Annotated in this window: 19 protein-coding genes; 4 read left to right on the top strand and 15 right to left on the bottom strand. The window is 44.7% G+C overall.

Features of this window, described 5'->3' with window-relative positions; all coding sequences use genetic code 11:
* Positions 1-48: 48 nt before the first annotated feature.
* The 3 genes from FHS57_RS21915 to FHS57_RS21925 all read right to left on the bottom strand — a co-directional run bounded on the left by FHS57_RS21915 (position 49) and on the right by FHS57_RS21925 (position 6082).
* Positions 49-1692, bottom strand: coding sequence for a SusD/RagB family nutrient-binding outer membrane lipoprotein (locus FHS57_RS21915; protein ID WP_183977423.1), 1644 nt, complete (start codon positions 1690-1692; stop codon positions 49-51).
* A 29-nt stretch (positions 1693-1721) separates the two neighbouring features.
* Positions 1722-5117 (bottom strand): SusC/RagA family TonB-linked outer membrane protein, encoded by a 3396-nt coding sequence (locus FHS57_RS21920; RefSeq protein WP_183977425.1) that lies wholly within the window; start codon positions 5115-5117, stop codon positions 1722-1724.
* 422 nt (positions 5118-5539) lie between these two features.
* Positions 5540-6082: an RNA polymerase sigma factor gene (locus FHS57_RS21925; RefSeq protein ID WP_028523799.1), complete on the bottom strand. Its 543-nt coding sequence runs from the start codon at positions 6080-6082 to the stop codon at positions 5540-5542.
* A 264-nt stretch (positions 6083-6346) separates the two neighbouring features.
* Between FHS57_RS21925 and FHS57_RS21930 the strand changes: the two genes are divergently transcribed.
* Positions 6347-8554 (top strand): ligand-binding sensor domain-containing protein, encoded by a 2208-nt coding sequence (locus FHS57_RS21930; protein ID WP_183977427.1) that lies wholly within the window; start codon positions 6347-6349, stop codon positions 8552-8554.
* Between the two features lie 33 nt (positions 8555-8587).
* Entirely contained in the window at positions 8588-10822 is a 2235-nt protein-coding gene (locus FHS57_RS21935) for a ligand-binding sensor domain-containing protein (RefSeq protein ID WP_183977429.1), read from the top strand.
* A gap of 67 nt (positions 10823-10889) precedes the next feature.
* Here the strand turns inward: FHS57_RS21935 and FHS57_RS21940 are convergent, their stop codons facing one another.
* The 7 genes from FHS57_RS21940 to FHS57_RS21970 form a co-directional block, all read right to left on the bottom strand.
* The gene (locus FHS57_RS21940; RefSeq protein ID WP_183977431.1) at positions 10890-12662 is read right to left on the bottom strand and encodes a tetratricopeptide repeat protein; all 1773 of its coding nucleotides are present in this window, start codon (positions 12660-12662) and stop codon (positions 10890-10892) included.
* Between the two features lie 90 nt (positions 12663-12752).
* Positions 12753-13688, bottom strand: a complete 936-nt coding sequence (locus tag FHS57_RS21945; protein WP_229601417.1) for a PstS family phosphate ABC transporter substrate-binding protein — start codon at positions 13686-13688, stop codon at positions 12753-12755.
* A gap of 219 nt (positions 13689-13907) precedes the next feature.
* Positions 13908-14735: an energy transducer TonB gene (locus FHS57_RS21950; protein ID WP_183977435.1), complete on the bottom strand. Its 828-nt coding sequence runs from the start codon at positions 14733-14735 to the stop codon at positions 13908-13910.
* 27 nt (positions 14736-14762) lie between these two features.
* Positions 14763-15329, bottom strand: coding sequence for an ExbD/TolR family protein (locus FHS57_RS21955; protein WP_028523793.1), 567 nt, complete (start codon positions 15327-15329; stop codon positions 14763-14765).
* Between the two features lie 31 nt (positions 15330-15360).
* Entirely contained in the window at positions 15361-15987 is a 627-nt protein-coding gene (locus FHS57_RS21960; protein WP_183977437.1) for an ExbD/TolR family protein, read from the bottom strand.
* Between the two features lie 109 nt (positions 15988-16096).
* The gene (locus tag FHS57_RS21965; protein ID WP_183977439.1) at positions 16097-16930 is read right to left on the bottom strand and encodes a MotA/TolQ/ExbB proton channel family protein; all 834 of its coding nucleotides are present in this window, start codon (positions 16928-16930) and stop codon (positions 16097-16099) included.
* A 399-nt stretch (positions 16931-17329) separates the two neighbouring features.
* Positions 17330-18520 carry a Gfo/Idh/MocA family protein gene (locus FHS57_RS21970; RefSeq protein ID WP_183977441.1) on the bottom strand — a complete coding sequence of 397 codons (1191 nt, stop codon included), beginning with the start codon at positions 18518-18520 and terminating at the stop codon, positions 17330-17332.
* A 110-nt stretch (positions 18521-18630) separates the two neighbouring features.
* Here FHS57_RS21970 and FHS57_RS21975 point away from each other — a divergent pair, with 110 nt between their 5' ends.
* Positions 18631-19176, top strand: coding sequence for a heavy-metal-associated domain-containing protein (locus tag FHS57_RS21975; protein WP_183977442.1), 546 nt, complete (start codon positions 18631-18633; stop codon positions 19174-19176).
* A gap of 21 nt (positions 19177-19197) precedes the next feature.
* Positions 19198-19692, top strand: coding sequence for a hypothetical protein (locus FHS57_RS21980; protein WP_183977443.1), 495 nt, complete (start codon positions 19198-19200; stop codon positions 19690-19692).
* Between the two features lie 80 nt (positions 19693-19772).
* On the opposite strand, the gene FHS57_RS21985 is transcribed toward FHS57_RS21980, so the two are convergent.
* The 5 genes from FHS57_RS21985 to FHS57_RS22005 all read right to left on the bottom strand — a co-directional run bounded on the left by FHS57_RS21985 (position 19773) and on the right by FHS57_RS22005 (position 24546).
* On the bottom strand, positions 19773-20744 hold the full coding sequence (locus FHS57_RS21985; protein ID WP_183977444.1) for an AAA family ATPase: 972 nt from the start codon (positions 20742-20744) through the stop codon (positions 19773-19775).
* Positions 20745-20759: 15 nt separating this feature from the next.
* The gene (locus tag FHS57_RS21990) at positions 20760-21947 is read right to left on the bottom strand and encodes a DUF4350 domain-containing protein (RefSeq protein WP_183977445.1); all 1188 of its coding nucleotides are present in this window, start codon (positions 21945-21947) and stop codon (positions 20760-20762) included.
* A gap of 18 nt (positions 21948-21965) precedes the next feature.
* Positions 21966-22694, bottom strand: a complete 729-nt coding sequence (locus tag FHS57_RS21995; RefSeq protein ID WP_183977446.1) for a DUF4129 domain-containing protein — start codon at positions 22692-22694, stop codon at positions 21966-21968.
* A gap of 107 nt (positions 22695-22801) precedes the next feature.
* On the bottom strand, positions 22802-23134 hold the full coding sequence (locus FHS57_RS22000; RefSeq protein ID WP_183977447.1) for a c-type cytochrome: 333 nt from the start codon (positions 23132-23134) through the stop codon (positions 22802-22804).
* 104 nt (positions 23135-23238) lie between these two features.
* Positions 23239-24546 carry an MFS transporter gene (locus FHS57_RS22005; RefSeq protein WP_183977448.1) on the bottom strand — a complete coding sequence of 436 codons (1308 nt, stop codon included), beginning with the start codon at positions 24544-24546 and terminating at the stop codon, positions 23239-23241.
* Positions 24547-24575 lie beyond the last annotated feature (29 nt).

Here is a 24575-nt window from a genome sequence, read left to right on the forward strand (position 1 = left end):
ATAGGTAGGTGAGGAATAAAAAAATCTACCTCACCTACATAAATTAGTTTATTGCAATAACCACATTTTTGAAAACTCGTTATCTGTTGCAGGAGATAACGTGCTTACTCCCAAGTCGTAAGCCGTGCGGTTTTGCCCCAATTCATTGCCTGGATAGCGGTACCGAACGGGGAATGTATAACCCGTCAAGCGACCATTACTGAAGATGTTTGGCAAGCCCGTGCGACGCAAATCCAAGTACGCTTCGGTCGAAACGGTAAATAAAGCCAACCATTTTTGTTCTGCAATTTTGGCCAACTGCCCTGCTTTATCAACTGGTAAAGCAATGCTGGTTTGTGCCAAGTATTTATCCACATCGGCTTGTTTTACTCCCCAACGCAATAATGAGTTGGTGATGCCCTTGCGGTAATACGTATCTGCACTTCCCGAAATCAAACCTTTAGCCGCAGCTTCGGCCAAAATGAACTGCACCTCGTCGCTGTTCATCAGTTGGGCTTTGAGCAAATTATGCTTGTTTTGGCGAAACAACTGCGAATACTGTGAAACTTTAAAGTTACCCACGACCCCACCTGCGGCGGTGTTGTAGTGCCCGTTTCCGTTTTTCCAGTCGCTCAACATCCCCGCAATAAATCCTACATATAGCTTGTCAGTATCGGTGATATTGGATACTTGCGCGGCCATGTCTTTGTTGTTCACGTCCAAATACTCCCACTTTGACGTATAAGTAAAGCCGTTGGCATCGGTTGTTGCTACCGTTTGTCCATCTTTCGACTTATCGGTAGTCCAAGGAGTTTCTACGGGAGCTACCCATACATTCAAACGCGGGTCTTTTAACTCTACTAGCTTGTCAACCAATGTTTTACAAGGACGACGTTTGTTAAATTCATCGACCGAACCCCAGTTGATTGTACCACCTTTCCACGAGTTATCCGCCGTTGTTCCTACGTAGGCAATGGAGGCATTTTCGGTAGCATCCGTAAAAACTGGAGAAGCAAGCACGGCGGTCATTCGTGCACCAGCATCCGTCAATTTGCCCGACGCACGCATAATTAAGCGCAATTTGAGCGAGTTAGCGAATTTGAGCCACTTGGTTTTATCCCCGCCAAACATCAAGTCATAACTTTTGTCGATGGGTTCTGTCCCTGAGTTCATCAGCGCCGTGGCATCGTCCAACTCTTTCAACAAGCCCGTGTAAGTATCCGACTGTTTGTCGTATTTGGGATACAAAATCCCCTCGCGTGCTTTCAAGGCTTGGGTATAATACACATCGCCGTAAAAATCGGTCATGTACGAAAACAACATCACCCGAAACGTGATAAAAATACCCTTGTGTACTTTCGACGCCCGTTTATCGGCTAAGCCAATCGAACCGTCAATCAGTTTAAGGATGTTCATGGCCGAGTACATGTCGTCAATCGGCGACTTAAATCCTGAATAGAAGTTGTCGCCACTCTGGTAGTTGCTTTGCATGTGTTGCACCGCACTAGGAAGGCGGCGGTTGTCAAAGCCCATGTTTTGGTAGAAAAGCGACGTTTGCTTAATGACCGACGCCAACAAGAACGGGTCGTTGACCGATTCTACCGCGTCGAGCTGCTGTACGGTGTCCACTACCCGTAATTCATCTTCACTGCAAGACGTTGTGATTCCTGTCAGTAAGGCTGAGAATGCGAAAATTTTTATGTATGATTTCATGTTCTTGATTGTACAGTGATAGTAAATGCTTAAAAATCAAGAGAAAGCTTCAATCCGTACGAACGAATCGCTGGCAAAGTTGCTCTCAAAATACCTTGGTTGGTACCTACCCCCGTAAAAGCTGACTCAGGGTCTTCGTTGCGTCCAGAAGCATTCCATTGGAACAAGTTACGGCCAATAAACGCCAACGATACATTGTTGAGGTTATACTTAGAGGTCAGGTTTTTGGGCAATGTGTATGCCAACGTGATTTCTCTCATTTTGAAGTTGGTCGCATCGTACGTTCGGGTGGCTGAGAAGTTCCAGATGATGTCACCGTAGCCGTTATAAGGGAAATCGTAGAACGTATTTTTAGGATTTGCCCCATTTACGATGTAGTCGGCGTCAGTAGCAGCGGCAGGGTCTCCTTTGTAGTTAGGATTCAAGAAAACGCCTTTTACGTAACTCGCATCTTGGAAATCCGAGCGTTTGTCGTTGTTATTTGAGTTGATAGCCGCATAGTCGCTGGCATTTTCAGCAGGCCAAACCATGCCACCGTGCGCCGCGTCACGTCCACCTACCCACCAAGGGTTGTTGTCGCCCGAGCCCAAGGTCGTCATGGCGCGCCCGTTCGATTCCGCATACTGCTGGTTTACCGATACGTACTTACCTCCTTTACGTAAGCTTCCTACCAACCCAAGCGTAAATTGCTTGTATTTCAATGTCGTATTCAAGCCTAAGATAAAATCAGGGTTGAAGTTACCGAGTTTACCACGGTCACGCTCATCGCTTGATTTCTGGATTTTGCCTTCTTTGCTGTCTAACAAAGGCATTCCTGCGTATTTACCCGTTTTTACGCGCAAAATAGGGTTTTCTTCATAGATACTTCCGATTACTTCACCTTCGGCCAACTTCACTTTTGTTTTACCATCGTAGCTGGCAAATACATACCCTGCTGGCGCAAATTTGTCAGACAAGCGGGTGATTGTTGCTTTATAGTGCGTAAAACTTGCCGAAACATCCCAAGTGAAATCTTTGGTTTTGATAGGTGTAAAGTTCAATCCCCACTCAAAGCCTTTGTTGCGGACGTCGCCGATGTTGGTCAACAAGCCCGTGTAACCTGTTCCTTGTACCAACGGAATGTTGTCGATTTGGTCTTTTTGGTCTTTCACGAAGTAAGTGAAATCAAGTTTCAAACGGTTGCTAAACATCCAAAGGTCAAAACCTGCTTCTTTAGAAATCGAGTGTTGCGCTTTCAAGTCAGGGTCAACGATGGTTGCATTCAAGCTAACCGTATTGATAGAACCCCAAGGGCTGGCGTCGTAACTGTACGTGTCAATCGAACGACGACGCACCAAACCGTTTCCTACGTCGGCGTAGTTTAAGCGGGCTTTCAAATAGTTAATCACTTGTGGCAACTTAAATGATTCTGAAGCCACCCAGCTCAACGAAGCTGATGGGTAGAAATAGCTGATTTTTTCTTGAGCGTACGCCCCTTTCCAGTCATTGCGGCCAGTTACTTCCAAAAACAACTTGTTGTCGTAGCTAAGGTTCGCTGTTCCGTACGCACTTACTGATTTTCCGTTGAAATACGGCGCGCCTACGTTTGTACCTAAGTTAGTACCCGTTCCGCTCACCGTCAAAGTCCCTGCTTTGATGTTGGCGAGTGTAAACAAGTTAGGCGAGCTCAAATCTCCTCCCGTGATTTCGAGCGTACTGGCATTGGTGAAGCGGTAGTTCCCCCCACCCGACACCGACAAGTTCATTTTGCCAAATGTGTTGTTGTAGGTCAAAATCGCATCCGTATTGGCTTCCATGCTGTTGTTATTACCCACGACGTATTGTCCGTAGGCATCACCTTTTGCTCCCCAAGATTGGCGCAATTCGTAGTTTTCTCTCACGTTTTGCATACCCGTACGGAGCATCAACGAAAATGGCTTCGACAATTGCCAGTCCAATTGCGCCTTACCAAAGTAATTGTCCCGCGCAAACTTGTGGATTTTCTCATAGGTAATCCACCAAGGGTTGTTTTGAGCTACATCAATGCCATTGTCTTTCATAATGGCTCCGTTTTGGCGAACTCCCGCAAAACCTGTCAACCAATAATCCCGCATTTGTGAAAGTGGCTGTAGGTTAGTAGGCAAATTGAACAACAAATCATTCAATACACTGTTAGAACCAGTAACGTTGGCTTTGTTTGGGGTAAAAGTTTTGATGTAATTACCGCTCACCGATACGCGAATGTCTTTGGTCAAATTGTACGTGGTATTCAACGTAAACGACTTCTGATCGGTCTTGGTGTTAGGCATTACGCCTCTGTTGTTCATGTCCGAAATCGAAAAACGGAACGACCCTTTATCGTAGTTGCCTGTCACACCCACGGTATTGGTCAGTGTACTACCTGTTCGGAGGTATTCTTTCACGCGGTCTTCGCCCGACGATACCATTGGGCCGTTTTTCCATTGCTTGGCCGCTACGTCCCAATAATCCCCTTTGTATGTTCCATCAAGAATCGGCCCCCAAGTATCGGTATTGTCATATTGCCACTCATAGGCGCGTTCTCCTTGTCCAAATACCGTTTGTTCGGGGAAAAACTGGTAGGCTTTTTCCGTCGTTGCCGCCGATGTGAAGCTCACCCCAATTCCTTTTTTCAACCCCACGCCCGATTTGGTCGTAATCATAATCACCCCGTTACCTCCTTCAGCGCCGTAAAGCGCACCAGCACTTCCACCTTTCAGGATGGTTACCGAGGCGATGTCTTCAGGGTTCAGTTGCGAAAGAATGTTTCCAAAATCAACCCCGTCTTTGTTGGTAAACGACTGCGTACCCACTGGCACACCGTTGATGACGTACAAAGGCTGACTTTTCAACGAAACGTTGGCATCGCTCAAGGTAGGCATCGCCGACGACCCACGAATGTTCACCAACACCGACGACGTAGGGTCGCTACTCAAGCTTGTGAGGTTTACCCCACTTACTTTTCCGTCTAGGGCTTTCAACAAGTTAGGGTTAGATGCCTTTACGATGTCTTCTGATTTTAATTCTCCCACCGAATAGGCCAATGAACGTTTTTCGCGGTTAATCCCCAAGGCAGTTACCACCACTTCTTGTAGGCTTTCTGCGCCTGGCTCCAATGCTATTTCAATGATGCTACGCGAAGCCACTGGGATTTCTTGGGTTTTGTAGCCCACAAAAGAGAATACCAGGACTGCGTTATTGTTTGGAACTTCGATTGAAAAGTTTCCCGCAGCATTACTGCTCGAACCGCGTTGGGTGCCTTTCAAGACGATATTCACGCCCGGCATAGCGTTCCCGTCTTCTTTCGAGGTAATTTTCCCCGTAATGGTTCTGGTTTGTGCCCAAACCATCGCGAAGCATCCGCTCACAACCATCGTCGTCAGTAGGATTCGCTTCAGCATTCGCCCCATAGTAGAGTTGTCCTTCATTTTAGTAAGTTGTTTAATTGATTGTACCCATAAATACCCCCTACCTCATTGGGTAGGCTAAAAAACGAGATTAAAATACGATTAAAAATATACCTCGTTTCTGGTCAATCAATTTGACTTACTTCCTATAAAGGCAGCCGCCGAAAATGGTACCATTTTCGGCGGCTAGTTAAGACTTTTGGCAATAAGTTCACTACTATCTATTTGATTATCAGAATTTTATTAAATAGCAGATAAAGTATAAAAGCACGCTTCTTCTATTAATTTGCATTAAATCGAAATTAAAACAGAATTAAATTACAATTAATAAATATGTCTTTTTGTAATATTTTTAGGGTTAAAGCATAAAAAAGCGAGGCCAATGGATGTAGCATCCACTGACCTCGCTTTTCACTGAAATAGTGTGCGATAAATGAATAAAATTAGAGTGCCGCGGCTAAATCAACGCGGTCACGTAAAAACTGTTTTGCCTTAACTAGCTGATTTTTAACGGTATTTTTTGAGATACGCATCAATTCTGCAATCTCTTGGTATGACTTCCCTTCTTCCACATTCAACTTTAGGATTTGCTTTCTTTTCTCCGACAGTGCCTCAATCCCAGCCCTTAGCAGTACAATTTTAGCTTCTTCAGTGTCAGGGGCTATCTCGTACGCCTCTTCCATTCTATCAAAATACTCTTGTCTCAATGTCTGGTTCTTTTCTACTTTCTTGAAATAGTCGAAAGCCAAATTGCGAAGACACGTAAACAGATAAGAATTAAAATTCAGGTCAGGGTTGATTTGCCCTCTTTTTTCCCAAATTTTGATAAAAACATCGTGTACCATGTTTTCCGCCTCTTCCTCTTCTTTGATCAGAGAAACACAAAATTTTGTGGCTGGCGTCTTGTAGTGATTATACAATTGAGTAAAAGCGAGTTCGTCTCCTTGGATTACTTTCCGTAAGACGTATTCATTAATACAAGCCATGGTTTTTCAGGGTTTTGGGAGGAAATGAGATACAGAACTATTTGTGGATTTGTGAAGTAAAGATACGTCATCGGTTAGAAGACTTCGTCTCAAATTGCGTAAATATATCCTCAAATCACGCAAAGTGAAAATATAATAATAAAAACATAATACAGGATTATACTTACATGTCATTTCTTCTTTTATGAAGCTCAAATTTTAACAGTTAGGTAATAGCCTTTGCTCTCTGGCGTTGCGTATTATTTTTAGCATAATCACAACAACATGAAGTTTTGCATCGCTTGTTTGTCAATCGTTGGGTGTCTCTTGGGGAGCTGGGTTACTTCCCGCGCACAAAATAGCCCTTATTCAGACAGTCCCTTTTGGCAAGAAACCCACGAAGCCCACCCTACCACCGACGAAGTGAGAAGCGTAGTGGCAACTCCCGATGGCAAACTTTGGATTGCTACTCCACGTGGGGTGTTTCGTAAAAGTGCCTCCCAGTCTGCTTGGGAAGCGGTCATCGGCGATGGCCCCGCCTACACCGTTTTTGCCGACACCCCTTCTACGCTCTGGTTGGGCACTTGGAACGGTGCCTATCGCTACTCCAACCACAAACTGGAGCGACTCTCGGGTACCGAAGGCCCCATCTCCGTTTTTTGTGCTTCTCCCGAAGGCACCTATGCCATTGGCCCAGCGGGTATGTGGCGTTTTGACGGCCGTAGTTTTGTCAAAAAAGAGGTGCAAATCCCCCGTTCGGTTCGGGCTGCAAGCTGCGATGCGAAAGGAGATGTATGGCTCGCTACCGACGTCGGCTTATATAATATTAATAAGGTAGGATCTACCCGTATTTTGAAGGCAAAAGATGAAGTCATAAGCGGGTATATCAAAGGGGTAGCGATGGACACCCAACAACAGCTTTGGGCTGCGGGGCTTGGCGGGGTTAGTATTCTGAACAACTACAAGAAAACCCAAGAAATCACCACGCAACACAGCCTCCCGACCGTGTATGTTACTTGCCTCAATAAAGCCCCCGATGGTACCATATGGGTAGGTACCGAAAAAGGCATAGTCCGATATACCAATCCTAGCAAAGGTTCTTTGTTATTTAGTCAGCGTTGGCTGCTCCACGACCACATCAACGCCATTTCGTTTGATGCTGCGGGCAATGCTTATCTCGCCACTCCAAAAGGGGTTAGTGTCATCAAAAAACAGCAAATGACCTTGGCCTCCAAAAACGATTTTTTTCAAGACGTACTGCTCAAACGCCATATTCGCGCCCCTTGGATTGCGGGGCAATGTTGGCTCGAAAAAGCAGGAGATATTTCGAGCTGGAAACCCGAAGATGACGACAACGACGGCGAATATACTGGCAATTACCTAGCAATGGAGAGTTTTCGCTACGCAACCACCCATGCACCCGACGCCAAAGAAAACGCGAAAAAAGCGTTTCTCTTCTTGCAAAAACTACAACAAATCACCGATACCGATGGCTTTTTTGCGCGTACCATTGTACCTGCCGATTGGACGAGGGTACACGACGGCAACCGCCAATATACCCCTCAGGAATTGGCCGATGAGTTGGTCAAAGAACCCCGTTTCAAGCCCGTCGAAACGCGCTGGCATAAATCAAAAGATGAGCAATGGCTTTGGAAGGGAGATACCAGTAGCGACGAGATGTGTGGGCACTTCTTTGGGTATTTTTTTTATTATGAACTGGTAGCCGACGAAGCAGAAAAAAAGGCCATTCGCACCCACGTGACGCGCATTATGGACTACCTTATTAAGCATAATTTCAACTTTGTTGACATCGACGGAAAAGCGACTCGCTGGTCGGTATGGTCGCCCGACCAGCTCAACCGCGACCCCGAGTGGGCACCCGACCGCGCGCAAAACTCCATGGAAATGCTCGGATTTCTTTTGTTTACCTACCACATTACCCAAAATCCCCTTTACCAGCAACATTACCTTCTCCTTATCGAAAAAGAGCATTATCTCGACAATATGGCCCAAGTCCTTCAACAAAATCCTGCTTGGTTTATCTATTTTGACGTGGTTTTACAAGCCTACATTTACCCCATTTTGCTCAAATGCGAAAAAGACCCCACTCGCCTCGCTTTTTACCAAAAACACATGGACGACTGGTTTGAAAAACGTAAAGGCGACCAAAATCCGCTCATCAACTTCATCTACTGCTATGCCCGTAACAAGCAAGTAGAGCTAAAGCCGTCGGTTGATTTTCTGGTTGATACACCACTCGATCTTATTGATTGGCCCATCGACCACCGCCAACGCGAGGACGTCGCAATTGTTAGGGTGCCCGTCTTGGAAGACGAACAAGTCAATGTTTTACAACCACCCAGCATCCGAATGACGGTACGCTGGGATAAAAACCCCTGGACTGCCGCTGGAGGCGACCCGCACCGCGAACGCGAACCTGTCTTTTGGCAATTGCCCTACTGGATGGGGCGCTATTTGGGGATGATTCGATAGACCAACAACTGTTTCACTATTTATATTTCATTTATGTCAACCATCAAAACCGTACTTTTTGTCTGTTTTTGTGCTGTGCTTTTTTCCAAGTGCAGCCCCAAAAACTCGACAGCTACGCAACAACCCGTCCACCAAGACACCCCATTTTGGCAAGATTATAGTGTCAAATTTTACGCTCAACCAACCGACGGCACGCTGCTATCGGCCTACAGTGACCGCAATGGCGTCATTAAGGTTTTGACCGATAAGGGTCTTGCCCAACCTTATGATGGACATTTTTTGTATCACGGTAAGTTGCAACCCGACGGGACGTATCGACCGCTTAAAAACAAAAAAATAAGCGCGCTTGGCGTCTATGAAAGCCAGTTTGTTTGTCTCGACGATAAGACTGTACTGAGCAACTCGTGGGCAGGAAAGCTTTTTTCAAAACACCAACTTCCAACTGCTCGTTTGTTTGCAGGTGGTGCTAATTTTGAGTTCTTGGTTTCGGATGGTAAAGCCCTTTACCTCGTCAATGATTCCAAACTTCTTTGGAAAGGTAGTTTGTCGTCGGATGAAGCACTACAAATGAGCTACCAAGCCAGCAGCGGTACGTACTGGATTCTTGGCCGCCAAGGGCTTTATTCGTTCAAAAACAACCAACTAAACAACGTTTTCAGCGGAGCTAACCTGACCGCCTTTGATGTTTCGACTGATAATAAAAAAATATTTATCGGTACTTCAGACGGTTACATCGAATGGGATATGGCAACGCAAAAACAAGTAGGCGACATCCGCAAAAAATTGCCTTGGACGGACATCACAGCCGTCAAAAGCATTGGCGACAAAATTTGGTTTGGAACCACCGACGGTGCTTTTGCGCTACGTGCTGACGGGAAGTTTGACTACTACAACGGTGAGCGCTGGCTTCCAAGCAACCAAGTCGTGCATATTTCGGAAGGCCCAAGTAACTCGGCACTGGTATTGACCAAAGGCGGGCTCGGCCAAATTTGTTTCAAACAAATGACCCTTCACGAAAAAGCCATGTACTACGAACAGCAAGTTCGCAGCCGTCACATTCGGAATGGCTTCAACGCCTCGCTTGACAACATGGAAAAAGGCAACATTGGCACGGGTTATTTGGCCGATTCTGACAATGATGGCCTTTGGACTTCCATGTATTTGGGAGGGGAAGTTTACCGTTATGCAGTCACCAAAGACCCAGAAGCCCTTCAAAACTGCCGTGAGGCTTTCGAGGCCATGGAGCGGCTTTACAGCATCAACCCTGTGAAAGGCTTTCCTTCACGCTCGTATGAGCGTAGTGGCTTCATTCCTCAGTTATCCGACCCCGAACGTTGGCAGCATTCCGCTGACCCTGAATGGGACTGGAAAGCCACCACAAGCAGCGACGAGGCCGTAGGACACATCTTTGCCTTTGGTACAATGGCTGAGTTGATTGATGACCCATCTCTAAAAAAACGCGCTATCACACTGATAGACAGCTTGATGAACCACATTGTTCAGAACAATTATTATTTGATTGATTTTGACGGGAAGCCCACGACTTGGGGGCGCTGGAGTCCTGAGTACGTAAACGCCATGCCCAAAAACGTGGGCGACCGTAAAATTACGTCGTCCAACATCGTAGCGATGTTACAAACTGCCTACCATTTTACGAAGAAAGAAATCTACAAGGAGAAGGCTTTTGAACTGATGAACAAACACGGCTACTTTGAAAATTTGATGCGTCCAATGAAAGAAATTGGCTCCGCTGCCGACGATGCCGACGCCCTCAGCAAAGTACTATCGGACGGCTGGAACCACTCCGACGATGAGATGTACTTTGTGTGTTATTGGGGTTTGTACCGATACGCCTTTAACGATACCCTCAAAACCCATTTCAAAGAGGCAATCATTGACCACTGGCAAATCGAACGCCCCGAGAAAGAAGGTGCTTGGAACATTTTTACGGCGCTCACAGGAGCTAAAGACTTTGATTTAAACGAGTCGGTTTGGTATTTGCAAGAACATCCACTTGACCTCATCGACTGGAGCATTTCAAACAGCCACCGCAAAGACATCGAAAAACTTTCGCCCAACTTCCGTGGTCAAACCACGAAAGAGGTGCTTCCGCCCGACGAGCGCCCCGTACAGCGCCACAATGCCAATATGTTTGACCTCGACCGAAAAGGCAGCAATGGCACCTCAGAACACAGTGCTGGAGATATTTGGCTACTTCCCTACTGGCTCGGACGGTATTTGGGTGTTATTTCGGAACCTAAAAAGTAACCTTTGATACAACAAAAAAACCTCTCGGATGACGAGAGGTTTTTTGTTGTGCTAACTACTAAAACTACTATGCTTTCTTAACAGGAGCTTTGGCAGGCGTTTTAGCTGGTGTTGCAGGTGCTGCTGGTGTTTCAGGTTTTGGGTTCAAGAAATCATCAGCTACTTTATTACCTGGATCAATTGTAATCAATTTTGTGAACCACTCTTTTGCTTTTGCGTCGTCTTTCAACGTAATAACGCTATAAGCACCCAAGATTTGGTAGAACGACTTCAAGTTAGCCTTCTTAGCTTCGTCCATTGGTGCTTTATCTTCTTCAGCAAGTTTCACGTAATTTTCCATCAAAGGAATCGCCAAACCATTGGCCATTGCTTCTTCACGCGTGTAAGCGTAGTAATTTGCTTTGGCACGCTGTGCGTGGGCATACAAGTAGTCAGGCTTACGCTCAAGCATTTGCTTGTAAAGCTCGTCTGCTTTCATGAAATAGTCACGCTTCTTCTGACGCAATGCTGATGAATCAGCCCCCGTTGGGAAGATACGGTTAGCAACGTTGTAAAGTGGCAACGAAAGGTTAACAATATCCTGAAGAGATGGATTTTTTTCTCTCTTAATTACTTTTTCGTAGTACTCAATTGCTTTCTCGTAGTTTTTGGCACCGTTGTACATTGCTGCAATTTCTTTGTAGCCATTGTCAACAGTATCTATTTCAGCCGCTTTTTCCAAGTAAGCAACCGCAGCTGCTGTATCTGCTGGTGAAATACGTAGCATGGCATTACCCAAATAGCGATAGTCATTGTCAATCGCTTTTTGCGGAGCTTGTTGGATAAACTTCTTCAAGTTTTGAATCGCTTTGTCGTACTGATTTTCTTTGTACGCTGCCCATCCTTGCATACGGTAAAGCACATCGCTTGTACGACCACTGCTCATTACCTTGGCAATTTTTGTATTTACTTTGGCAAATTCTTCTGCCACGAAGTTAAACTGCGCACTGCGGAGCAATTCATCATCGGTAGCACAAACGCCAAGTTTCTCTACGTACGCATCCATGTAGCGTGATGCTGGTTTGTACTGACGAACGTAGAAATACAATTCAGCATACTCTTTGTTTGCTGGGCCGTATTCAGGATCCACTTCAATCGCCTTTTTAAAGTTCGTTTGAGCCAATTCCAAGTTACGTCCTCCCCAATAGATTTTGGCAATTTTTGCAAATGCTTTTCCTAAGCTAGGGTTGGCATTGATGGCATCTTCATAAGCCGATACCGCAGGACCTGCTTCCCCTTTGAGGTAAAAAGCATCCCCTTTCGACATATAAACCTCTTGGTTTTTAGCGCCGCTCTTCAACATAAGGGCAACCGCCAAATCAGCCAATCTGATAGATTCAGCAGGATCCGTCGTTTTGTAAATAGGCTTCAAAGAATCAATAACGATGTAACCAGTATAAGCCTCGCTGATGCGCTGCAATACTTCTACATTTTTGTTCTTTGTCGATTTCAATACTTCGGCAAAAGTAGTTTGAGCAGCGGTACGGTCACCTTTTGCAAGCGCAACAGCGCCAATTCCTACTTTGTTAAGTGGGTTTTTAGGATCAGCCGTTAATCCTTTGTCAAAAGCTTCTTTGGCAAGATCAGGTTGTTTGGTACGTAAATGATAGTAACCAAGGTAGAACTGATTTTCTGCTGATGGTGTAGATGTTGCTAACTTTTCAAAAGTTTCTTTTGCCAAGCACGCTTGGTTTCCATCTAATTGTTTTAAACCAGTGGCAATGTCTTGGGCAAGTGCCTGACTGTAAACGAACGCACTTGCGGCAAACGCTACCAACCACGATTTGGATCTAATGTTCATCTTTCAGTAGGTTGTAATGTGGGGTGATTAGAAAAATTTGACTTTTAAACGGGAAACAAAACTATGAAATTGTCCTTTAACGGAAAAATATTATATCTCTTTCTTTAATATTACTTCCCGATTAAACGGTTTTGCAGGCCAAAGACCACATTTTTCGATAATTAAACTTCCGACATCTCGCATGATGTAGTTCAGCAATCCGCTCCCTAATCCTGCGTGCATCTCACGACTAATAATATATACCTTGCGAGCCAATGGGTAATTTCCAAAGCGTAGATTTTGCTGGAATGGTTGATAATAGTCCTGCCTTGTGGGCTTTTCTTTATCCGACACCGCCAATACCCTCAACCCTTTTGACAGCTCGGCGGTCAGGGGGACTTCACCGTCGCTAATCCAGTTAACTCCAATAAACCCTAAAGCATTGGGATTTTGGCGCACGTAATCAATGACTTTTTTATTCGAGCCTGCCGAAAAAATCTGCAAGCCTTTCAAATCAGTCAACCCAAACTTGTTCATCACAAAGTTAAGGTTGCTGGAGTTGGCATTATCAAATACCAATACAATGTCTTTTGTTTGTTGACTTCCTTCGAGCTGCGACCAGTTTTTAATCTGTCCTTTGAAGATACCTTCTACTTCTTTCAAGGTAATGAGGCTGTCTTCATTGGCCCTACTGGTGAGCAATGCTAGGCCATCTATGGCAATAAATTGGGGGCTATACCGAATCCCACGGGTTTTGAAGACATTCTGTTCGGAAGTGGTCAGTTCACGCGTTACAAAGGCCAAGCGGCTACTGTCTTCCAGTACTTTCGCAATTGCCAAATGTTCGGGAAGGTAGTTCACGTTAAACTTAGTGTCCGCGTGGGTTCCCACATATCCTTGACACAGTTGTTCTACCATTGGTTGAAGTGATTCATCCGATGTAATCGTTACAGTGCCATGAAAGGCGGAGTCGTTGGCTTGTTTGCACGAGTAGGTGGTGATGATACACACTACCACACTCAAAAAAGCAATAAGAACTCTATTCATTTTCACTTTTATAAAGACTATATCCACGATAGAACCGATACCCTCCATACACAATCAACATTGCGCCAAAAAGATACCTCAGTGCTCCAGAAGGGAGTACGCCAAAAGTAGCGGAGGAGGCCACTAAATAGAGGCCTCCTCCTAAATATGCCAGCCCTATAACCATCGAGAGTGATGACGACAGCTGCTGGTGAAGTGGTTTACGCTTCATACGTGCTATTATTCCAAGACGAAGCTAATTGGTAAGTTATATTTTACCCGTACGTTACGACCCGATTGTTTACCTGGTTTCCACTTAGGCATACCCTTTACTACGCGCTGTGCTTCTTCGTCGCAGCCAAAGCCTAGACCTTTAAGCACTTGGATATCTTGGATACTACCGTCGGTGTTAACAACGAATGTCAAGAATACCCTTCCCGACACGTTAGCGCGAGAAGCAGCGGCTGGGTATTTAAGGTTTTTACCTAAATACTGGCCTAATGCTGCCATCCCACCTGGGAATTCTGGGTTTTGCTCTACCACTTGGAAAATTTGTTCTTCCACAGGGGCTGCTTCAACAACCTTAACCTCTTCCTTTACAGGAGCTGTTTCTTCGGGAGCTACAATCGCTTCTTGAGCGTTTTCATCTCCTTCTTGGGTTTTATCAGCAACAACTGCTTTTTCCAATTCTTCCACTACTGGTGGTGGTGTTTCCTCGGGAACCTCCTCATCCTTTTTTACTTCAGGAGGAAGGAACTTAATCGTAGCCACTTTTGGCACCTCGATTGGTGGAGGTGGCGGCGGCGGCGGTTCGTTCGGGTCAATTGGCGGAGGTGGTATTTTCATCAAGTCAATTTCCTGCATGAATTGTTCCTCTTCTTCCTTGGGAATCAAGCTAATCAACGCAGGAGAAAGCATCGCCAACACAAAGATGGCACCACCAATCAATACTGATTTAGTGAGGGTTGGACGATAGACTTTTCTGAGGTCATACGCACCATACGCTTTATTCCGATTCTCGAATACTATATCATCGAGAGTCATCGCGGTTGATTTATTTTCAGCCATTGCGTTTGGTTAGTTTTTAAGTTACAATTAATCCGCTTTGTCGCCCAGGAGTGTCTTCTCACTATCAGTAAGAGCATCTACAAGGGCATAACGCTTACTTTTAGTGACGGCCATTTCATCAAGGGCATCCACCATATTTTTGTAAGTGCTACTCTTCAACGGTTTGATAACGCAGACGAATTGACTCAGCCCTTTGTCATCTTTACCGTGTTCACGATCAACTTGAGCCTGCGATTGAAAAATCAATCCACGCAAATCTTGACCATAAGACACTTTTTTAAGCTCTGCTTTTGCCTTATCATCATCCGCTGCTAGGCGATCTAATGCCCACACAGTGTTATCCTTACCTAGAAACAAGGTCAATACCTTAGAAGCTTTTAATGGCTCAGTTTCTTGGTTTTTAACATCCGTTTGTTTGTCAGGCACTGCCACCGACATTGATGAAGGCTTGCTAAGGGTAGTGGCCAAGATGAAGAACGTAATAAGCAAGAAGCCTAAGTCCACCATCGGGGTCATATCTACACGGGTTGAGGCTTTTTTACTGCGGACTTTCTTATCACCATGTCCGCCACCACCTTGTGCTATTTCTGCCATTTTCTTATACGAATTTTAAAAGTGGTACAAATTAGTCAGCCTTCCAGCCTTGAGGAGGTGCCTCCGTTCCCGTAATCAAGTTAAACTTGTTGATGTTTTGTGCTTGCAATGAGCCCATTACATCTTTAAATACTGGGAACTTAGCTACGTTATCACCTTTGATGGCGATACGAAGCCCACTGTTAGCGCGACGGGCTTGATAAATCCATTTTGCTAACTCGTTTTGCGCGGTTGAATCGACAGGGATACCTGGTTGATTAATCTCCTTCAACTTATCTGGAGTAGTAGCTCCAACTTGCAACCATTGAGATAATCCACGGATGGGTACACCAAAGTTTGCTTGAAGTGAGAAGATTTTTTTCTGCTTATCCGAAAACTGTACACCTTCTGTTTGAGAAATATTCTCAAGCATGGCAATACGAGTCGTTGGATTGTCAACACCAAAGTAAACTTTACCGTCTTTACCGATGCTAATAATCATAAGATCCTTATCGGGAACTTTAATCGCCGAGATAGACGAAGGAGTTTCGATGGTTGCAGCATCCTGAGATTTGAACTGAGCCGTCAAGATAAAGAAGGTCAGTAGAAGGAATGCCACGTCGCACATCGCCGTCATGTCCATCATCGGATAATTCCGCTTGGGTTTTAAAGCAGGCATAATACGTTATGGTTTGATTGACTATACAAATGTAGAACATTAACAAATACAAAGCAAATATTTATATATAATTTTTTTATATATAGTATTTACCTTGTTTCGCCCATAATTAGTTATGAGCAGAGAAGTTTTGTTGAATGCTCAACCCGATTTCGTCAATCTTGTACGTCAACGTATCAATACGGCTAGTGAAATAGCTATACATGATGGTTGCAATCGCAGCTGTACCGATACCAAGGGCCGTGTTTACAAGGGCTTCCGAGATACCAGTTGCAAGAGCACCTGTATCAGGAGCACCAGCGTTACCCATCGCCGCGAACGCACGAATCATACCCAATACCGTACCCAAAAGAGCCGTCAAGGTAGAAACTGATGCCAAGGTAGCGATGATAGTAAGGTTTTTCTCAAGCATAGGAAGCTCAAGGCTTGTTGCTTCTTCAACTTCTTTTTGAAGAGCAGCTAATTTTTGGTCTTTTGTCAATTCAGTCTCTGTACGAAGTGATACGAACTTGTGAAGAGCTGTTTTAACAACATTACCTACTGAACCTTTTTGTTTGTCGCACTCTTTGATAGCGCTTTCAACTTCGTTTTTGTCAAGTAGGGATTTTACTTTGCGAACGAACTCATCGATTGAACCTGAACCATTTGCACGGCCAAGGATGAAGAAACGCTCAATTGAGAAAACCAATACGGTTAGGAAACAGGTAAACAACAACGGTACGATTGGGCCTCCTTCATAAACGATACCGAAGTAGTCTCCCGACTTTGGACCTTTCTCGTGGTCGCCGTCAACAAAGTGGCTAGGATCACCACAAATGTACTGATACGATAAAATACCAATGACTAGCAACACAGGGATAACCAAAATTGGGTTTAGACCACCTGCTGATTTTTTTGGAGCGGCCGCCTTGGCCGGTGCTGGAGATGTAGCCTTCTTTTCCATCAGACTTACTTTTAGGGTTTAATTGAAAAAATAGTTTAAGTGTTTGCGCTGTAAAGAAAACGAAAATATTAAATGGGTAATGCGTTCGCCAAGAAAATTTTTATTGGCGATTCTCTGAAATAGTTACAAAAAATGCGGTGAACGATTCCCAAAAATACATAAAAATATCACCTTTTGGGATTTTTGAGTGGATATTTTAATCTCCCCTCCTTCTCTTTTGAGTAGCTTAAAAGGGCTATTTTTACCCCCTAAGAGGCTCAAAAAAAGAGCATTACCCTATTTTATCACTTCTATAACTATACCTCTGCCAATAAATAGACAAAAGCTAAAACCAAAGAAAAGCGGAGGGTTATTTTACTCTATGGCTCTCTTCAATTTTTGGAAAAATAAATCAAAGTATCAGAGGTCGCGTTCAATAATTTGTTGGCTCTGCTTGTCCTTCAAAATGATTTTGTGGCGCCCGTCGTGGGTTACTTCCTCTTTGATGAGGTAATAGTGCTCGTCGTACTCTACTAACGTAGTTTTTTGGGACACCCCTTCTTGCCCACGCCAAACTGGCAAAACGACGGGTTCCCACTGCTTTGTTTGTGCCGACCGGTAGGCGGCGTCTATGACCGCATTGACGACATAGCCATCATAAAATGTCTCGGCAGGTACAGCCCCTTCTTCATACGCATTAAACATGTCCGTAAACATGTGGTTATATCCTAAATCGTTCACTTCATCTCCTACTGGAAACAACCAACCAGTATTACTTTCTGCCTTTTCAGCTACGTACTCTCCTCCTGAGCCGCTTGTGTACATTTCAAATCCTGTCCTCAAAAAATTATTAATCCAAATGGTACCTTCTGTACCCATCACTTCGTCCCGTAAGTCCATCCCTCCCCGAAACGTCCAACTCACTTCCAACTGCCCTATGGCTCCGTTTTCGTATTTGACAAGGGCGATTGCATGGTCTTCGGCATCAATCGGCTTCACTTGCGTAGCTGCCCAGCACATCACTTCGACGGGCTTGACGTCTTTACCAATAAAGTTTCGCGCGATTTCGATGCAGTGGCATCCCAAATCTAAGATACAACCTCCCCCCGCTTGTTCTTTGTCCCAAAACCAATTGCTGTGGGGGCCAGGGTGCGTCTCGCGGGATTTTGCCCATAGAATTCGCCCCAATGCTCCTTCTTTTACGCTGGCCAACGCTTTTAGAAATTTGGGGGTATAGCAAAGGTCTTCCAGATACCCGCCAAATACACCCGCCTCTTCTACTGCTTGCATCATCCGTAGCGCTTCTTCGGCCGTCCGCCCGAGTGGTTTAGTACATACTACTGCTTTTTTGTGTTTTACACACAACATGACAGCAGCTTCATGGAGATTGTTGGGCAATGCTACGCACACCATTGTCACCTCAGGATGGGCAATAACCTCTTCCATGTCAGTCGCCCAAAAAGAACAGCGGTAGTCTTCCGCAAATTTTTTAGCGTTGGCTTCACTCCGCGCATAAATCGCTACCACACGGTCGCGGCTGCGCTGACCATGAATAGAATCGGCATAAAAACGCCCAATAAACCCCGAACCGAGCATGGCTATCTTTTGCATACAATCTGATTTGTTGATAATTAGAAACAAGTTTTAGAAAAAAGCATTTGTAGTAAACTTTTTAATGATGAGTTTTTGTTAGTACTTTTGCAATACAGTTGCAAATAGATATGTCGAGAATTATTTCTGTTACATTAAATGTAGGTTTAACGGGGCTGGTGCACTTGCTGTGTTGCTGGTTGCCTTTGGTGGTCGTCCTTTTTAACGGAGCTTCAATTGCATGGCTGGCCGAGTACCGTGCCCCATTGATGGTTCTCCAATTAAGCGTGTTGGCTTGGTCTTTCTACGATCTTTATTTAAGATCTTCTCACGTGGCTTCTCTTTTTGAAAAACGTGTTTTTTGGACTGCGGTGGCTCTTACTGTGGTGCTTAACATCATTCCTCACCGTTATTTTCAAGCCGAAGATAGCCGCTTGGCGCAAGCACAGTTTGAGCGTATTCGTAGCACACGGGTAGCGCAATTTGAGTTACAAAAACCACCAAAATCGGTTGAAAAATTAAGCACAACCTTGCAGTCGGTAGAAGGTGTAGTACCTTCACAAATAAAACTTAACGATGAAGTGGTGTCGGTCAGGTATTATTTGGGAAAAACCTCAGAACAAACTATCTTGGCTGCACTTCGTCAACAAGGATACGAAGTGACAACAATTGACTAACCAATAACTCCCAACCTCAAAATGAAAACATTCATCCACCGTACGTTTGTTTACGGCTGTGTACTTGCCTCGTGTAGCTTCGTGTTTGTGGCGTGTGGGCCAGACAAAGACCCAAAAATGGAAGAAGCAGGTAAAATTCACTTGGCTTCGATGGAAATTGAAGAAGCACTGCACGAACAAATTGAGGGGATTGATTCGTTGAAAGTAGTTTTGAACGATAAAAAGAAATCCCTAACTGATGCCGCAGCCATTGCGAGCATTGATTCGACAGTGGCACAGTTAGATGCCGTGGCCAAATCGTTTGAGGAATGGGAAGAAAATCTGGTTGAAGTGCCAGGACTTCCTCACGAACACCACCACCACGAAGGCGAAGAGCATCACCACCACGACCACAAACCAGCCCCTGAGGTTTCGGGCGAACAAATGATTGAAATTCAGAAAGAAATAAAAACGAACATCGAAAAAATCAAGGCCGATTTGGAAAGTGTTCAAGAAAGAGTGAAGAAGGTTTTATAGTTTTATAGTCCATGGTCGATAGTCCACAGTCGATGGTTTTAATTACCGTGGACTATGGACTATCGACCATGGACTATCGACTATCGAGGTACTTCTATTTTTTGTAAAATTTGAGCGACAATGTCGTCAGGTGTTGCTCCTTCCATTTCTCGTTCGGGCGTTAGAACAATACGGTGACGCAACACAGACGGCGCCAATTGCTGAATTTCCTCTGGCGTCACAAAATCCCTTCCACGAATGGCAGCCAAAGCTTTGGAGCTATTGAGCAATGCCACCGACGCCCTAGGCGAAGCCCCCAAAAACAACGATTTGTTATTCCGTGTTTGCACAACCACTTGCGCAATGTATTCTAACAGTTTGTCTTCCACGTGAACTTGGTGCGTTTTACGGCGCAGCTCTGCTAGTTGTTCAGGCGTTAATATGGCCTGTACGTTTGCAATCGCTTCGGCCATATTTAACCGTAAGTGATGCCCACGCAGCACTTCTACTTCTTGCTCTTGGGAAGGATATTTTACCACAATTTTAAACAAAAAGCGGTCTAACTGCGCTTCGGGAAGGCGATAGGTGCCTTCGTGTTCTACTGGGTTTTGGGTCGCAATCACAATAAACGGGCTGCCCATGGGATAGGTAGTTCCGTCAACGGTTGCTTGCCGTTCTTCCATCACTTCAAACAAAGCCGCTTGGGTTTTGGCAGGAGCGCGGTTGATTTCATCGACCAAAACAATATTTGAAAAAATCGGTCCTTTCCTAAACTCAAAATCCGTGTGTTTTGGGTTAAAAACCGACGTTCCCAACACATCCGAAGGCATCAAGTCGGGCGTGAATTGAATACGGCTAAATTCAGTAGCAACAGTACGCGCTAATAGTTTAGCCGTCAGCGTTTTTGCCACCCCAGGCACTCCTTCGATAAGTACGTGCCCATCGGCTAAAATTGCCGTCAACAACAACTCAATCGTTTGCTGTTGCCCCACTATAATTTTCCCGATTTCGGCTTTGATGGCTGTTATCGCGTCGTTGAGGTCTTGTAAGTCGATTCGTGATTCAAAATCCATAAGAGAAAATGGCAGTTATTTAACGCGTTCGTAAAAATCTTCGATACGGTGATGTAAACTCAGGAGCGCAAATTCAGACAAGGACGTAGTGCGCTTGGCATGGGCTATTTCGCTGAACAGCAACTCAATATCCATCCGAGGAAGCCCCGTTTTTTGGATAAGGTCATCTATAAATTCTTTGTCAATTTCGTGGGTACGCAGCCCAAATCGCTCGCGGATGTAGAGCAGCAAATGTTGAATTTTCTTTTCAGCAATGTTATCGTGGTCACCCTGCTGAAAGTACATTTTACCAATCGTTTGCACAAACTCTAGCGACGTATTCTTCGGTACAGGCAACACAGGAATGACACGTTGAGTGCGCTTTCCCGCAAAAATAGCATACAGCAATAGGCCAAACAAAATCAAGTAGTATGCCCATGTCAGTGGCGGCTGCGTCATAATATACCTAAAAATCGACTGCTCATCATCCCCAAAACGGCCTTGTTTTAGGTATTCATCCCAGTAAACAGGCAAGACGGGTAAATAAGACAGCGATTTAAACGCAAAATCAGACGTTTTGGAAGGTAAAGCGTAATAATTGGTCAAAGCCAGCGGCAGGTTATGCAGATAAAAAGCCCCTTTCCCGTACTTTATCTTTAGGAAAATAGGCTCATTTCGGGCGTTTTTAGCCAAAATTGTCACGTTTTCAGGCTTTTTTATCAAAAAATAATTGCGACCATCGTCTTGTGCGAACACATACCCTCCTTTTTTGGACAAAGCGGGGTTCACAAAATTCATCACCAAGGCCGTATCTCGTAACATTGGGTCTTTGAGCGTCGCTATTATTCCCAACGTTTTTACCAACGTATCTGGAAAATAATAGGCCGAAATAAAGACATTATTTCCTCGCTTTGCGTAATTGAGTAGCTGTTTTTGGTCGTTTCTGTCAATAGTAAACTCTCGACAAACAAAAATGTAATTGCTTTTGGGCAGGGTTGGGTTTTCTGAAAGATAATTATAAATCGGCACCCGTAGCTGCGTCACTTTTTCATTTTTGAAGACATCAGGCAAGAGTTCATAGGTAGCTTTTGTGCCAAAAGGGATTTTGTCTTTGTTGGAATAGGTCGGCGTCCAATCAATGGGTTTAGGACGGTAGTATTCAAACAGGCCGTAGGCTACGACTGTCAACAATAAAAACCAAAAGTAGTAACTACGCCAATTCACCTTCGTTATTGTGTTGTATTAAAGTCGGGTTGAAAATGCTTGAAATTCTTCTTTCAAGCGTAAAAATTGAGATTCGGTCACGCCAAATTCGCCGTACCAAACGTACTCAAACTGGTACGTAAGTTGCTCAAAATCCTTTTTAAATTTCGTTTCTTGCAATTCTTCTACGTAACTACGGTTGGTTTTGGTTGGCTGCCAATGTATGAACTTTTTATCGGTCAATTGCTTGAGTGTATTGAGGTAATAGAGCCGAGTTGCGAGACGATAGTTTCGGGCAGCGATTGCTTCTTCAATCAAATTGGCAAAATCTAATTCATGAATATTTTCAGTGATACGATTATAGACCAGCTCTTCCTCCGATTTTTTAGCAAACATTCCACCAATAAATTCAGCTTTGTACAAGAGCCATATCACTACCCCTGCAATACCCACCAAAAATACGTACTGCCAAAAGTTTTCGTAAGCACTACTACTCAAAAAATCATTGATTTTTTGGCTCAACCAATTCCAAATACGGGCGAGCGGATTATCGGGCGGAGGGGCGTCGCGTTCGTAATTATAATCGCGACTAGCACGGTAATCGTCGAGGCGCTTGTCAGAAGGCAAACGAGGCGTCATCGTGGCATTGTCCAGCGCCGCAGGTAAGCTAACCGTGTCTTTTGGCGTGGATTTGCCCTCTTCTTGGGCATTTGCCAACAAACCAAGCCCCAAAAACAACAGAACAAAACAAAGTCTTTTTAGAAACATAGAAAACAAACGAATAACGCTTGGCCAAGTTGCAAAAAAGCCAACAGAATTACAAAAAAAGCCGATGCAAGTACATCGGCTTTTAGGGAGTGGTATTTTACTCAGGATTATTTCTTACCCAAAGACACAATCCACTTAGCAATTTTCATAGCTTCGTCCTTTGGTACATTAAGTGGCGCCATTGGAGGATACCCTGGCCAGTTAGCTGGTTTTGGGTTAGCAATCAACTCTACGATTTGCTCTGGCTTATATTTTTTCTTCGCCATTACTTCTTTGTAGCCTGGGCCTACCAATCTCTGATCGGCTTTGTGGCAAGCCAAACACGTATTTTTAGTCAATAAAGCTTCAATGTCTGCAGGAATTTTAACTTGCGCGTTTGCCGCAGTCGATACTGCCAAGAAAGCTCCCGCTGCTACTAACATTTTTGTGAATCGTTTCATGCCTAGGTTGGACTTTTAAAATGAAAAATAAAGGAATCTTACGCAAATGCAAAGCTATAACGTTTTGATAAAGAAATTGTGTTAAAAAGACAAAAGATTATTTTTTACATCTCAACGGGTTTCATTTTAGGAATCAACAAATGGATAAAGAGCAACGCTATCAAATAAGTGGAACTCGCCAATAAAAATAATGGCAAATAGCCCCATTGAACGCGTATTGGCCCGATTACAGCCGCTAAAAGTGCGCCGCCTACCGCCCCCGAAAATCCCCCAATCCCCGTTACCATCGCCACCGCACTTTTAGGGTAGAGGTCTGAGGCAATTGTATAGACATTGGCCGACCACCCTAAATGCCCCGCTGCGGCAATCGCTATCAAGACCGTTGCGATATAGACATTTTGGGTTTGGGCAGCAAAGAAAATCGGAACAACACAAAGCGCGCACAAAAGCATCGTCGTTTTACGCGCGCGGTTCAGCGACCAGCCCATTTTCATTAATCGTGACGAAAGCCACCCAAAAAATATGCTCCCGCCGTCCGAAATAATATAAATAACCATGAAAGGGAAACCAATGTTTTGTAAGTCAAGGCGCTGGGTGAGTGCTTCGCTAGAATTGAAAAAGTCGGGTAACCACGTCAGATAAAACCACCAAATGGGGTCTGCCATCAACTTCCCGACAATCAACGCCCACGTTTGACGAAAGCGCAACAATCGCCACCAAGTGACTCGGCCTTCTATTTCTTCGGGCTGGTTATCTTGTTTGATGTACCGCAATTCTCGCGTCGATACCTTGGGATGGTCTTCGGGTTTTTGATAGTTGAGCCACCAAAATACCAACACCACAAAACCCAAAACCCCTGTTGTCATGAACGACATTCTCCACCCGTACTTGAGGGTCATCCATGGAATTAGGGCGGCTGTTAGAATAATCCCAACGTTGGTTCCTGCATTAAACAAGCCAGTGGCAAACGCCCGTTCTTTTTTGGGAAACCACTCGGCAATCGACTTGATGCTCGAAGGAAAATTTCCCGCTTCTCCAATCCCAAGCGCAAAACGCGCTCCCAACAAACCCCGAAAACTGCCTACGTAAGCAGTGGCTACGCCCGCCAAGCTCCACAAACCAATGGCAAACGACAAACCTTTGCGGGTTCCGAGACGGTCGATGAGCCAACCAATCATAATAAAACCCAACGCATAAGCCAATTTGAAGGCCGTGTCAACCCAACCATATTGAATCTTAAACGCATCTAAATCAGCTTGGGTGAGGGTATATGAAAGCGGCACCCCCAACATCTCTTTCCGAAACGCATCGTCGAGCATCGAAAACGACAAAACGTTTCGGTCAACGTAGTTGATTGTCGTAATCAAGAAAAGAAGAAACACTATCCGCCAACGGAAGTTATGGGGAGGCATTTTAAAAGGTGTTAGAGGGGTTTGGAAAA

It is taken from the genome of Runella defluvii (assembly GCF_014195535.1).
GTDB classification, from domain to species: domain Bacteria; phylum Bacteroidota; class Bacteroidia; order Cytophagales; family Spirosomataceae; genus Runella; species Runella defluvii.

Excerpts from the sequence above, each read along its gene's own strand:
- FHS57_RS21960 (WP_183977437.1), bottom strand. The coding sequence starts at position 15,987 with ATGCCTGCTTTAAAACCCAAGCGGAATTATCCGATGATGGACATGACG.
- FHS57_RS21955 (WP_028523793.1), bottom strand. The coding sequence starts at position 15,329 with ATGGCAGAAATAGCACAAGGTGGTGGCGGACATGGTGATAAGAAAGTC.
- FHS57_RS21950 (WP_183977435.1), bottom strand. The coding sequence starts at position 14,735 with ATGGCTGAAAATAAATCAACCGCGATGACTCTCGATGATATAGTATTC.
- FHS57_RS21935 (WP_183977429.1), top strand. The coding sequence starts at position 8,588 with ATGTCAACCATCAAAACCGTACTTTTTGTCTGTTTTTGTGCTGTGCTT.
- FHS57_RS22005 (WP_183977448.1), bottom strand. The coding sequence starts at position 24,546 with ATGCCTCCCCATAACTTCCGTTGGCGGATAGTGTTTCTTCTTTTCTTG.
- FHS57_RS21995 (WP_183977446.1), bottom strand. The coding sequence starts at position 22,694 with ATGTTTCTAAAAAGACTTTGTTTTGTTCTGTTGTTTTTGGGGCTTGGT.
- FHS57_RS22000 (WP_183977447.1), bottom strand. The coding sequence starts at position 23,134 with ATGAAACGATTCACAAAAATGTTAGTAGCAGCGGGAGCTTTCTTGGCA.
- FHS57_RS21980 (WP_183977443.1), top strand. The coding sequence starts at position 19,198 with ATGAAAACATTCATCCACCGTACGTTTGTTTACGGCTGTGTACTTGCC.
- FHS57_RS21915 (WP_183977423.1), bottom strand. The coding sequence starts at position 1,692 with ATGAAATCATACATAAAAATTTTCGCATTCTCAGCCTTACTGACAGGA.
- FHS57_RS21970 (WP_183977441.1), bottom strand. The coding sequence starts at position 18,520 with ATGCAAAAGATAGCCATGCTCGGTTCGGGGTTTATTGGGCGTTTTTAT.
- FHS57_RS21945 (WP_229601417.1), bottom strand. The coding sequence starts at position 13,688 with ATGAATAGAGTTCTTATTGCTTTTTTGAGTGTGGTAGTGTGTATCATC.
- FHS57_RS21930 (WP_183977427.1), top strand. The coding sequence starts at position 6,347 with ATGAAGTTTTGCATCGCTTGTTTGTCAATCGTTGGGTGTCTCTTGGGG.
- FHS57_RS21925 (WP_028523799.1), bottom strand. The coding sequence starts at position 6,082 with ATGGCTTGTATTAATGAATACGTCTTACGGAAAGTAATCCAAGGAGAC.
- FHS57_RS21985 (WP_183977444.1), bottom strand. The coding sequence starts at position 20,744 with ATGGATTTTGAATCACGAATCGACTTACAAGACCTCAACGACGCGATA.
- FHS57_RS21920 (WP_183977425.1), bottom strand. The coding sequence starts at position 5,117 with ATGAAGGACAACTCTACTATGGGGCGAATGCTGAAGCGAATCCTACTG.
- FHS57_RS21975 (WP_183977442.1), top strand. The coding sequence starts at position 18,631 with ATGTCGAGAATTATTTCTGTTACATTAAATGTAGGTTTAACGGGGCTG.
- FHS57_RS21965 (WP_183977439.1), bottom strand. The coding sequence starts at position 16,930 with ATGGAAAAGAAGGCTACATCTCCAGCACCGGCCAAGGCGGCCGCTCCA.
- FHS57_RS21940 (WP_183977431.1), bottom strand. The coding sequence starts at position 12,662 with ATGAACATTAGATCCAAATCGTGGTTGGTAGCGTTTGCCGCAAGTGCG.